The 11,323-nt window shown below is 55.3% G+C and carries 10 protein-coding genes and 1 tRNA gene; 5 read left to right on the top strand and 6 right to left on the bottom strand.

Annotated elements, in window-relative coordinates; genetic code table 11:
* Window positions 1-45 precede the first annotated feature (45 nt).
* Window positions 46-303, bottom strand: a complete 258-nt coding sequence (locus BISA_RS13120; protein ID WP_033891920.1) for a hypothetical protein — start codon at window positions 301-303, stop codon at window positions 46-48.
* Between the two features lie 14 nt (window positions 304-317).
* Here BISA_RS13120 and BISA_RS10605 point away from each other — a divergent pair, with 14 nt between their 5' ends.
* Window positions 318-1,661 (top strand): ABC transporter substrate-binding protein, encoded by a 1,344-nt coding sequence (locus BISA_RS10605; protein ID WP_033891919.1) that lies wholly within the window; start codon window positions 318-320, stop codon window positions 1,659-1,661.
* 143 nt (window positions 1,662-1,804) lie between these two features.
* Here the strand turns inward: BISA_RS10605 and BISA_RS13000 are convergent, their stop codons facing one another.
* Complete coding sequence (locus BISA_RS13000) at window positions 1,805-1,975, bottom strand: hypothetical protein (protein ID WP_156099610.1); 171 nt, start codon at window positions 1,973-1,975, stop codon at window positions 1,805-1,807.
* Between the two features lie 250 nt (window positions 1,976-2,225).
* Here BISA_RS13000 and BISA_RS10600 point away from each other — a divergent pair, with 250 nt between their 5' ends.
* On the top strand, window positions 2,226-3,242 hold the full coding sequence (locus BISA_RS10600) for a hypothetical protein (RefSeq protein ID WP_081890116.1): 1,017 nt from the start codon (window positions 2,226-2,228) through the stop codon (window positions 3,240-3,242).
* Between the two features lie 786 nt (window positions 3,243-4,028).
* On the opposite strand, the gene metG is transcribed toward BISA_RS10600, so the two are convergent.
* Window positions 4,029-5,903 (bottom strand): methionine--tRNA ligase, encoded by a 1,875-nt coding sequence (gene metG / locus BISA_RS10595; protein WP_033891918.1) that lies wholly within the window; start codon window positions 5,901-5,903, stop codon window positions 4,029-4,031.
* Between the two features lie 348 nt (window positions 5,904-6,251).
* On the opposite strand from metG, the gene BISA_RS10590 reads away from it, so the two are divergent.
* Together BISA_RS10590 and BISA_RS10585 are read left to right on the top strand one after the other, a co-directional pair.
* Entirely contained in the window at window positions 6,252-6,914 is a 663-nt protein-coding gene (locus BISA_RS10590) for a hypothetical protein (RefSeq protein ID WP_033891916.1), read from the top strand.
* A complete protein-coding gene (locus BISA_RS10585) occupies window positions 6,911-7,273 on the top strand; it encodes a variant leucine-rich repeat-containing protein (protein WP_237746146.1) in 363 nt (120 codons plus the stop codon). Before BISA_RS10590 ends, BISA_RS10585 begins: the two co-directional genes overlap by 4 nt.
* A 7-nt stretch (window positions 7,274-7,280) precedes the next feature.
* Here the strand turns inward: BISA_RS10585 and rsmI are convergent, their stop codons facing one another.
* The 3 genes from rsmI to BISA_RS10570 form a co-directional block, all read right to left on the bottom strand.
* Window positions 7,281-8,309: a 16S rRNA (cytidine(1402)-2'-O)-methyltransferase gene (gene rsmI / locus BISA_RS10580; protein WP_033891915.1), complete on the bottom strand. Its 1,029-nt coding sequence runs from the start codon at window positions 8,307-8,309 to the stop codon at window positions 7,281-7,283.
* Window positions 8,310-8,423: 114 nt separating this feature from the next.
* Window positions 8,424-8,496: transfer RNA gene (locus BISA_RS10575), tRNA-Ala, on the bottom strand.
* 128 nt (window positions 8,497-8,624) lie between these two features.
* Complete coding sequence (locus BISA_RS10570) at window positions 8,625-10,043, bottom strand: MFS transporter (RefSeq protein WP_033891914.1); 1,419 nt, start codon at window positions 10,041-10,043, stop codon at window positions 8,625-8,627.
* Window positions 10,044-10,128: 85 nt separating this feature from the next.
* On the opposite strand from BISA_RS10570, the gene BISA_RS10565 reads away from it, so the two are divergent.
* A complete protein-coding gene (locus tag BISA_RS10565) occupies window positions 10,129-11,163 on the top strand; it encodes an FAD:protein FMN transferase (protein WP_033891913.1) in 1,035 nt (344 codons plus the stop codon).
* The last annotated feature ends 160 nt before the right edge of the window (window positions 11,164-11,323 follow it).

Genomic DNA, 11,323 nt, shown 5'->3' with positions numbered 1-11,323 from the left:
TCCCTTTCGATTCCTCATCGATTCTTTGGTCTTCGCATCGGCCTGCTACAGTTTCTTCGCTGTGCTGTGCCGAATCACATGGCTCACCATAGGGGCGCGACTTTGTTTGCCGTTTTTTGCCATCCAAGTTTTGCGCAACTTTGCCAGTTTTTGCCATTCCTTGCCACATGCGGCTGCATGTTTTTCGCCCAAGAATTGCCAGTCTTTGCCATTTATCGGAGAAATGTCAGTTCTGGCCACTTCTCCGAGCGCAGTATGGGTAAACTCTGCCTTCGGAAGTTTGCATATTGTCCAGTTCAACATCGGAGTGTCTGCACATGTCTCGTCCGCTTCGCCAAGCCTCTCACCTATCGAGGATTCGCACAGCCGCTGCTACAGCCGTAGCCCTCAGCCTGATTGCTGCCGCAACCGGCTGCGGCAGTATCTCGGGAGCGAACGGCGAGCAGAACAGCTCCGGAACCACAGAAATCACCTTGTGGACCTGGCAGTCCACCATCAATGATTTCGTCACCGCATTCGAAAAAAACCACCCGAACATCAAAGTCAAAGTAACCAATGCCGGCGCAAACGAAGACGAATACATGCAGTTGACCAACGCAATCAACGCCGGCCGCGGCATTCCGGACGTGGTTTACCTCGATTACAACGCCGTGCATCAATTCGCCATCTCGGATCAGCTGCGATCGATGAATGATTACGGTTTCAGCAAGATTCGCGGAGACTTCACCAAGGCCGCGCAAAATAACGTATCCGTGAGCGGCGAGCCTTACGGTCTGCCGATTTCCTCCGGCCCGATGGTGATGTTCTACAACCAAGACGTGCTAGCGAAAGCGGGCGTAACTTCCGCGCCGACCACGTGGGATGAATACCGAACAGCCGCGCAGAAGGTTGCAGCATTGCCCGGCAGCGCACACATCACCAACGATACGGGTGACGGCGGCTTCATCACTTCGATGCTCTGGCAGGCGGGCGCGCAACCATTCAACGTGGACGGCACTACCGTAAGCGTGAACTTTAGCGGCAAGAACGTGAAGAAATTCACCGGCATGTGGCAGCCGATGCTGGATGACAACCTCATCGACACCTCCACCACAGGCTGGAGCGACGAATGGTGGCGCAAGCTGGACGACGGCTCCATCGCCACCTTGCTCACCGGCGCATGGATGGTCTCTTCCATGCAGAAGAACCTCTCGCAAACCAAGGGTTCGTGGCGCATCGCTCCAATGCCACAGTACGCAGCCGGAGAACATGCGAACGGAGAGAATGGCGGCGGCGCACTGGCTCTGCCCAAGGGCACCGATGACGCCAAAGCAAAGGCGGCCTACGAATTTGCCGAGTGGTTCGCGCATGACGGCGGCGTCAAAGTCAATCTTGCACAAGGTGGACTGCCGCCGCTCAATTCCGTGCTCTCAGACAGCGACTGGCTGAATGAAAAGGACGCGTTCTTCGGCGGGCAGGCCACGCATCAAGTAATTGCCAAAGCTTCGAAAGACGTAAGTACCAAGTTCGAATACCTGCCATACATGGCATACGCGAACTCCATCGCAGTCGATTCCATCGGACAGGCATACCACGGCAAAATCACACTGCAGAATGCCTTAGTGCAGTGGGGCGATTCACTCAAGACCTACGGTCAGCAGGAAGGCTTCACAGTTAAGTAATAATTAATAATCACAGAAAGCGTGTACTAAACATCGCTCAGTGCACGCTTTTTGCGATAGGAGGGGATAGTTTCGCGCATATACGCCGAGACTGAGCCGGTATGCGTGCGAAGTAAAAGCAGCGGCGGCACCCCGTATATATGTCACATAAAACGGTTCTTGATGTAACGGGCAACGGCATCGATCACAGCACCACCAATACCGACCACTACCATCACGACGGCGGCTTTGCCCAGCGTACTGCCGGTAGAGACCAAAGCATTCTGCCAATCTGCAGCAAGAACTGCACCCGCGACAATAACCTGATCTACCATGATCGTTCGTCCTTTCCGTACGGCTTCGTCGTTCCCACCGCTTCAATTGCGGTAGGCCATCCATACACCTGTGTTTCAGCTTATTACCCAGAGCAATTGCCAAAATTTGCCATCAGACACCCGGACGCCCTTTGCCATTATTTGCCAGGCTGGATATTTCAGTTATCCACATTCGAGTTATCCACAGAAGCTCGAACCACATAAGTCGATTCAGGTGGCGCAGAAATTCGCTCTTCGTTAGCGTGGCACTATGAACAGCACACCTCCATCTGGAGTATTCGAAGATGAGCGCATCCTCGGCCATGAGGCGGAGTATCGCCAGCCGAGGCACACAATCATTACCGATACTTCAAGTGCAACCATGCACGAAAATCTTGCTCAACAAAAACGTGACACCATCAAGCGCTGCACCGACGCCGCGCAGCAAATCAAACAACCCTTGCTCTTCGGCATGACCACATCATTGCTACTGCAATCAGTACCCGTACCAAGCGGATGCGCTATGGACGCTACCGTTTTGCATACCGTATCCAGCTCCCACAGGAAAAGATTGCGAACTGTAAGTCTGCCAACAGTCCCACATGTTTGGAAGCCGCTTCACATGGCCAGGAATGTACGCATCAACAAATACGTATATGCATTAGATTTAGTGCACACTTGGGCACAACTCGCATCGCATTGCTCACTTGAATCTCTCATAATCCTCGCAGACGCAATCATTACCGCAATAGCACGGCAACCAAACCTGGCTCACGGGCGAAACCCCGAAGGCATACAGCGAGACATGGCCGCATGCATAAGAAACATGCCGAAGTTCAATGCGAAATCATCCTGTTTACTTGCATTGAAGTTCACGGCACCATACGTAGACTCCCCAAAAGAATCGGAGATCCGAATCACAACCACCAAATATGGACTTCCACAGTCCGTGACCAATTATGTGGTTCCAGGCATAACCTTCAAAAACGGCTCGCCTATAACGGTAGATTTGGCGTGGCCTGAGTTCCGCGTCGCAATCGAGTACGACGGCGACCAGCATCGCACCGACAAAGCACAATGGCGTCGAGACCAAGAGAAACGAGAGAAATTGCGGCATCACGATTGGGTTGTCATTATCGCAACCGCCTCGAATCTGGCCGACGAGCCGTCTCGAGCCGAGCTCGCTTATCATGCCGCCAGACAACTAACGTTACGAGGGGCTTCCACGAATTTCACCGTGACCGAAACTCCACTCGCGCAAATTGCTCAGCGCAAGCAGAAGCAATAGCTCAAAACTTGAGCACCAGGCTTGATCTCAATGCGCATATCCGTATATGTCCTGAACGAGGACCGGATATGACCAAGTTCATGTCTCGGTAGTTGTGTCAATCGATTAACGGGGCAACCGGGACATTTCCTGCTGTCCCGGTTCGCAATTACGCCCTTTTACAAGCAACCGAGACAATCTATATGACTATATTGCCTGAGCAACGAGAACACCAACAATCCAAAACGTTGAAATTTCAAGCTTTTTCTTTTGACGTGCGTAATCGAGTTGATTTGATTTAAGTCGAAATCTGTCTCGGTTCCTCAAAAAAGATTCAAAATGAATTACCGGGACAAGGAAAAATGGCACGGTTCGCGCATAAACCGGTTCGTTCGGCAACCGAGACAGCACTCACGTATTTCAGCAGATAACCTATGCCCTTAAAGCATAGATCTGCCTCCTAAGGGGGTATTAGATACCGTCGGCAGCGCGTCGGGCTTCATGCCAAAAAAGAAACCCGGCGTGAGAAGCGCCGGGTGAGAGAGAAGAGAGAAGAAGGGTTCAGTTATGGGGTTTGAAAAACCTCGCCATCGGTATGAACTTCATCCGTTGACATGTTCTATATAACCGCCCATTCCTTGGCGATACGATGTGCTTTTCTGAGAGTTTTCTTGGCAAACTGTGTTGGCTTTGTGACGCTACCCATCACAACAGCGCCGATTGCCCAATCAGCAAAAATGCCGTGGAGCTGTATCAGCATCCACGGCATTCGCTAGTTCAGTTCCAAAGAACTCGTTATATTGATCCTCACTGAGCCTGCTCGGCAGCCAGCTTGGCCTTTTCAGCAGCCAGGCGCTCGGCTTCGGCAGCGCGGCGAGCAGCCAGTGCCTCGTCGAAGCGAGCCAGCTCCTCTTCCACAGCCTCGGTCGGGATCTTGGCGAAGATCGGCTTCGGCTTCGGCACCACAGCGCCGACTTCAATCGGCTCGCTCTTCCACGGGTGCACGTTCACACCGAGCTTGTAGTCACCGGTGATAATCGGGTACTTGAAGCCAGGCTTGTCGAGGTCCTCGACTTCACGCAACTCAGGCAGCGGGGAGAACGTACCGGTGCCGCCAAGAGCCTCCCACACCTTCTGAGCGGAATGCGGCAGGAACGGTGCGAGCAGATGGTTTGCATCGGAGACAGCCTGGGCAGCCACATGCAGCACAGTACCGAGGCGAGCCGGGTCGTCCTTAATCTTCCACGGTTCGGTGGCGGAAATGTACTTGTTGATGTCGCCAACGATACGCATAGCTTCAGCCAGTGCGTGCTTCTGGTGATGGGACTCGATGGAGGAGCCGACCACGTCGAATGCGGCAGCGGTTTCCTCCAGCAGGCCGCGATCCTCGTCGGTCATGGAGTTCTCGTCCAAAGCCGGAATCTCACCGAAGTTCTTGTTAATCAGGTTGGCCACGCGGTTCACCAGGTTGCCCCAAGAGGAGGCGAGCTCTTCGTTGTTGTGACGCACGAACTCGGCCCAAGTGAAGTCAGAATCGGAGGATTCCGGACCAGCTACGGAAATGTAGTAGCGCACAGCGTCCACAGGGTAGCGGGCGAGAATGTCCTTCACGTAGATCACGATGCCGCGAGAAGAGCTGAACTTCTTGCCTTCCATAGTCATGAACTCGGAGGCCACAACCTGCTCAGGCATGTTCAACGGACCCATCGGGCCGGTTTCGCCGCCTTTGGAACCCTGACCGTTGTAGGCCAGCATTTCGGAAGGCCAGATCTGAGAGTGGAAGGTGATGTTGTCCTTGCCCATGAAGTAGTAGGCCGGGCAGCTCGGATCATTCCACCATTCGCGCCACTTCTCCGGATCGCCCTGGCGGCGGGCCCATTCGATGGATGCGGACAGATAGCCGATCACAGCGTCGAACCACACGTACAACTTCTTGTTCGGGTTGTCGATCCAGTCTTTAACCGGCACCGGGATACCCCAGTCGATGTCGCGGGTAATGGCGCGCGGCTTAACTTCCTTGAACAGACCAAGGGAGAAGTTGATAACGTTGGTACGCCAGCCCTTACGGGTCTCCAGCCATGCCTTGTTGGCTTCGGCAAGCGCCGGCAGGTCAAGGAAGAAATGTTCGGTCTGTTCGAAGCGCGGAGTTTCACCGTTGATCTTGGAAACCGGGTTGATCAGCTCGTCCGGATCGAGCTCGTTGCCGCAAGCATCGCACTGGTCGCCACGAGCGCCTTCGGCGTGGCAGATCGGGCATTCGCCTTCAATGTAACGGTCCGGCAGGGTACGGCCGGTGGATGGGGAGATAGCCACCTGCTGGGTGCCTTTGTAGATGTAGCCGTTCTTCAGGCACTGCTTGAACATCTCCTGCACCACATGCTCGTGATTGCCGGTGGTGGTGCGAGTGAACAGGTCGTAGCTCAGACCGAGATCGCACAAATCCTTGGCGATCACGCGGTTGTAGCGGTTGGCTAGCTCCTGTGCGGAGAGGCCTTCCTTTTCGGCTTCCACGAGGATCGGGGTGCCGTGCTCATCGGTACCGGAGACCATAAGCACGTCGTTGCCCTTCATGCGCTCGTAGCGCGCGTAGACGTCGGACGGCACACCAAAGCCGGCGACATGGCCAATATGACGGGGGCCGTTTGCATACGGCCAAGCAACATTCACCAAAACATGACTCATAAACCCCGATTATCGGGCGTACAGGGGACACGCCGTTAAGCAAACAGCCCGGTGGGCTGTTTGTAGGCGTGTGCTCGACGACAGTCAAGCCAGAAAAACGCAGGCGAAGCCTGACCATAATTGCGGGACCACGCCGCATTAGGGACAGCCCAGTGGGCTGTCCAGCGAACGTGTGCTCGACGACAGTCAAGCCAGAAAGCCGCGGGCGAAGCCCGTCCTTACTCCCAGGACCACGCGAGTTATCCACCGTTATCCACAATCCGCGCGAACTGGCATAAGTTATCCACTTATCCACCGTTTTCGCAAAGTCGGTGGCGCTTACAACGAGATTGTGCCACGGTAAGGAGCATGAGCACTACATCTCGTTCAAAGACGAACGCCGCACGCATCATCGCGTCAACTGCCGCCTCCGCCGGAGTCACGCAGCCGACCATTCCGCCATTGCTGCATACCGGAGACCTGCCTGGCCCACTCAGCATGAACTGGCTGGCTGAATTCGGCACAGTCAGCAAGCTCGACGAATCCTCTGCGTATTGGTCTGAGCATGCCAGCACACTGTATGGGCGCGCTTCCATCGTCGCAGCAATCGCCCCATTCGGCACTGTGGCATGCACACGCACGGCCGCCTGGGTTTGGCTAGGCGGCACCGACTTCCCGGACACTATCGACGTTATTTCCACGTCTCATTTCCGATCATCATGCGCCGGGCGGCGAATTCGTGTATTCAAGCGGCTTACATTGCCGGAACAGATCATTAAAGTCGGCCCGTTGACCATTACCACGCCGGCACGAACCGCTTGCGATCTTGTTATGGCACCTGATGATGAGCCGGATCCATCAACCCTGAATAATCTGGTGTGTCAGCTCATGTCCGCTTATGAATTTCGCCCCAATGATTGCCTGCAGATCATCAAAGAACATCGGCATCATAAGTACGCAGGCCGCGCGCGGGAATTTTTTGATGCGATTCAGCGGGAAATCAATAATGTGACGGCGGGACGATATGTATGAGCAGTTGGCTGCAAACCATACAACAGCTGCCGGCTACCCGGCGACTGCGCAAACTGCAGCGCGCGCATCGGTTGCCTGAACCGGAAACTGAGACACAATCATCACCAATTGCAGACTTGACTACGCCTCCGGCTCCACCCATCGTTTTGAATCCTCAAGTGGCTTGTTCGCCAGATACGGATATTGACGTGCTCTGGCATATCGCACAGCATGTGCCGCAATTGCGTCGCTGGATTGTAGCGAATCCAGCCGCCGATGCCAGTCTGCTCGAATTCATCTCGCAGGCAGGTGGGCCAGGAGTTCGGCAGGCGTTGGAGGTACTGCTCGAATCGCTGGAAAATAATAGCGATGATGAATGAACGACTGTCAGCTCTTCATCTCAAGCACAGCCGCATACACTTGCTTGCGGTTTGCCAATGAACCGTCAGGCAGCGGATGCTCCTGCACTACTTGCGCAATCGCGTCTTTAATGCGCAATCCATCTTCCAATGCTCGGTCGATGGCCAGCACAGCCAAATCTTCAACGCTTAAGGAATTAGGCGCGGCGGCTTCCGCTTCCTCATCGGAAGCACCACCAATCACCAGTACCATTTCACCGCGCGGCGGCTCATCAATCACGCTTTGACGAATCTCGCCAATCGAACCGCGGCGCACCTGCTCATAATCTTTGGTGAGTTCGCGGCACAATGCCATCGGACGGTTCGGGCCGAACGCATCCAGCAGGTCATCCATCGAATCGGCGATGCGATGAGGCGTTTCATAGAACACGATGGTGCGACGCTCGGGCAGCAACGCGCGCAATGCCTGCACACGTTCAGAATGTTTGCGCGGCAGGAATCCTTCATAGCAGAAGCGATCAGTAGGCAGACCGGAGAGCGCGAGCGCGTCCAATACTGCAGAGGGACCGGGCGCACAGGTTACCGGCAGGCCGCGTTCGATGGCGCGGCGCACGATAGCAAGACCGGGATCGTTGATGGTCGGCATGCCCGCATCGGAAACCACGAGCACGGTTGCGCCGGTTTCCACTTGATCAAGCAAGCCATCGGCCTTGCTGCGTTCGTTGTGATCGTGATAGGCCACCACTCGACCGGATACGTAAACGCCAAGGCGACGGGCCAAATCGTAGAGTCGGCGGGTGTCTTCCGCGGCCACGATATCCGCACGTTCCAGCAGCGCTACTAGGCGGGCGGAAGCATCACCAATATTGCCGATAGGCGTAGCAGCAAGTACCACAGTGCCGGTTGGAATGTTTACCGCTGCAGCACGCGCATCCACCGCACTAGTTTCATTAGCCTGAGAGTCCGCGCTCTCAGCGGCATTTCCCGTGGCCAGCACCGTCTGCTCCTCAGCGGTCTGCTCAATCATCTCGTCTGCCATGTTCTCTGCGCTTGTCATATCTCCAGTATTCCCCACCCCACGGAGTTAATCGCTCGATTGACAATCACAATCAGAAATCAGAAGAAAAAAGAAAAGGGCCGCTCGCGGTGGAATGAATGCAAGCGACCCAAGTGGAGCTGACGGTAGTCGAAACCGCGACCTCTTCGATGCGAACGAAGCGCTCTACCAACTGAGCTACAGCCCCTTGGATTGTTGCCCTGCTGCGCAAAGCAACTCGCATAAATATAGTACGATGTGCCGTCAAACGCAATTCAAGGCCATGCGGCTTCCCCAACGGCATGCACGTTCTGGGAAGCCGTATGAGGCTCGGTGTTACTGTTCGAGTACCGTGAGCACTTTCTTCTCGTTGTAGAACGCGAACACAATGCCGCCCAAGCCGCACAATACCGCGGCGCATACGGCTGCGATACGGTAGCCGGCACCGGATGCCATGCCGATGGTGGAAACACCGGTGAACAGCAGCATGGCTACAGACTGACCCATTTTCATCGCAAAAGTACGGGCCGCATAGAACATGCCTTGGCGATCCTGACCAGTGGTCTTCGAACTGGCGTCCGCAATATTCGCCACGATGGCCTGCGGCAGAATACCGAACGCCGCCATCGGGATGGCACCCACCACCGAAAGAATCAAGCCCTGCGCCATTGCCGGCAGGAAGCCGAGAGCACCTGAACCAAGTGCGCCAGCGAAGGCAAACGCGCAGGTGAAAATCACAAAGGCCACCAGCAGCAGCCTCTTCTTGCCGACCTTATTGGCCAAAATATTGACCGGCACATAGAACAGCACGGAAACGCCAGTCATCAGTACGAAGTATATGGTCGTAGTGGTTTCCGGCAGCTTCAACAAACTCGTGACGAAGAACGGCAGGCCGGTTTGGAAGGTGGTGATGGCCACCCAGTACACCACGTCCGAGCAGACAAATTTACGGAATTCGCCGTCGCCAAAGGTCTGCTTCAGGGATTCAATCGTGGATTCAGAGGTTGGCTGGGAGTTGACGTAGTCCTTCTCACGAATGGCGAGTGGCGGCACCAGCATGCACACGAACGCCACGGCGGCCATGATGGTGAAGGTCACACGAATGGCAGTGATGCGACCGAGATCTGGCACCAATCCACCCCAAATCACTGGCGCAACATAAGCGATGGCAGTGCCGGCCACCCAGGTGAATGAAATCGCGGTGGAGATGGTGAGCTGCTGCTTGGAATCATGCCCAAGCTCGGCGATCAACGCGTTGTATGGGGTGCAGTAGAACGTAAGCGCAATGTAGTAGCCAATCACAGTGACGAACAGGAACGCGCCATTAATCCAGCTTGTGCCATTAATCGGGCTCCAGAACACGAGCACGGTGATGATGGCCAGCGGTGCGGCCGCAAATTTCAGAAAAGGCATGCGGCGGCCGGCTTTGGCATTGCACCGGTCGGAGAGTGAGGCTACAGCTGGGTCTACGAATGCGTCAAAGAATCGCGCGAACGCGGTAATACCGCCCACCACGGTCACGATGCCGAGTACTACCAAGCCTTGAGGCACGAATACAGTTTGGCCTTGTGAGATGGTTTCCTGATCAGGCTGATAGAAGTACACAAGCCAGTTTGAAATGATGCCAGAAAGTAGCGCCCAGCCGAACTGGCCGACCGCGAACGCCCATACTTTGGCGATGGGTAAGTCTTTGATTGTCGAAATCGCCGATGCACCGGCTTGCGCATCAATGGAAATTCGATCAGAACCGCTCATAGCCAAACCTCCTTGTTGACGCTATGTCAATAGCAGTGTATCACTGCAAATTCAGCCAACACTCATGCCCATTACGATAGTAGCCATGACCAGTCTCGATGAACAGCTGCCGTACACGATGGCATTCCCGCACGCCCTTGGCACAGGGCTGATAGTGCAATCCACAGCATCCGCAGAAACCCCCATTACTGTGCCCCCACTGTTGTTCAGCGGCAACGATGCGGCTGCATCAGAGTCCAACTCCGACCAAACTATCTCGCTGTACGATGCCATCGACATCTTCATTGACATCTACGAATCCGCACTTTCCCGTTTCCGACCGCATTCGCCGGTGTCTCAGATGCGCACGGCCGAGCATGGCGGCGCGTTTGATTTTCCCGATTGGTGCACCGGCTTGTTCGATTTGTATGACCGACTGTTTGAAGCCACCGAGGGGGCCATTGACCCGTGCGTTGGCGAGGATTTGATTCGTCTGGGCTATGACGCCGAATATTCGTTTACCGTTGCGCCAGATACTTTGGGGAATGATGGTGGGCATCTCGGCTCGATTCATGGCCGCCCAACATGGCGCAATGACGTGGAACGCCACGGCACTACGCTGGTCACACACCGCCCGGTCGCGCTTGATTTTGGCGCATGCGGAAAGGGATATCTAGTGGATTTGATTGCGGGAGTACTGGCATCGCATACTGATGCCTTTGTGATTGACGCGGGCGGCGATTTGTTGATTCACATGGCCGAGCCCGTCACCATTGCACTTGAGGATCCGGCAGATCCGAGTAGTGCAGTGGGCACAGCAGCTGTGAGCGATGGCGCATTCTGCGCAAGCTCACCCAGCCGCCGCCATTGGGGCGAGGCGGCCGGGCATCAGCTGCATCATCTCCTCAATGCCATCGATGGGCTGCCTGTCGATGACGTTGCGGCCACATGGGTTGCTGTAAATCAATTCGACGGCAGCGTGTCACGTCCAACCGCCATCGCCGACGGCTTGGCCACCGCCCTATTCACTACTCCAGCCGAGCAATTACGCCGGTATTTTGATTTTGATTGCGCGATACTCCGCGCTGACCGCGCCGCCGCCCAGTCCCCAAACTTCCCGGGCGGCTTTTTCACGGCATAAATGGGAGGAACGAGAGTGCAACGACCGGTTTTGCGGCCTCATCCCCAGTCTTAATGTCACACCAATGCAAATACACCCAAATTGCAGTCGCATGGCACATCCGCCCGCATAAACTCACCGGATTTCAGCGATTTTTGCGCCACGCCTCTGTAATTAGGGC

It is taken from the genome of Bifidobacterium saguini DSM 23967 (assembly GCF_000741715.1).
Lineage (GTDB): Bacteria > Actinomycetota > Actinomycetes > Actinomycetales > Bifidobacteriaceae > Bifidobacterium > Bifidobacterium saguini.
Note: the sequence above shows the minus strand (reverse complement) of the source record. Positions and strands in the feature narration are given on the sequence as shown.

What these genes read in the sequence shown, in the direction of transcription:
- BISA_RS13120 (WP_033891920.1), bottom strand. Translation starts at nt 303, where the DNA reads ATGTTGAACTGGACAATATGCAAACTTCCGAAGGCAGAGTTTACCCAT.
- BISA_RS10585 (WP_237746146.1), top strand. Translation starts at nt 6,911, where the DNA reads ATGAGCAGTTGGCTGCAAACCATACAACAGCTGCCGGCTACCCGGCGA.
- metG (WP_033891918.1), bottom strand. Translation starts at nt 5,903, where the DNA reads ATGAGTCATGTTTTGGTGAATGTTGCTTGGCCGTATGCAAACGGCCCC.
- BISA_RS10570 (WP_033891914.1), bottom strand. Translation starts at nt 10,043, where the DNA reads ATGAGCGGTTCTGATCGAATTTCCATTGATGCGCAAGCCGGTGCATCG.
- BISA_RS10600 (WP_081890116.1), top strand. Translation starts at nt 2,226, where the DNA reads ATGAACAGCACACCTCCATCTGGAGTATTCGAAGATGAGCGCATCCTC.
- BISA_RS10590 (WP_033891916.1), top strand. Translation starts at nt 6,252, where the DNA reads ATGAGCACTACATCTCGTTCAAAGACGAACGCCGCACGCATCATCGCG.
- BISA_RS10565 (WP_033891913.1), top strand. Translation starts at nt 10,129, where the DNA reads ATGACCAGTCTCGATGAACAGCTGCCGTACACGATGGCATTCCCGCAC.
- rsmI (WP_033891915.1), bottom strand. Translation starts at nt 8,309, where the DNA reads ATGACAAGCGCAGAGAACATGGCAGACGAGATGATTGAGCAGACCGCT.
- BISA_RS10605 (WP_033891919.1), top strand. Translation starts at nt 318, where the DNA reads ATGTCTCGTCCGCTTCGCCAAGCCTCTCACCTATCGAGGATTCGCACA.
- BISA_RS13000 (WP_156099610.1), bottom strand. Translation starts at nt 1,975, where the DNA reads ATGGTAGATCAGGTTATTGTCGCGGGTGCAGTTCTTGCTGCAGATTGG.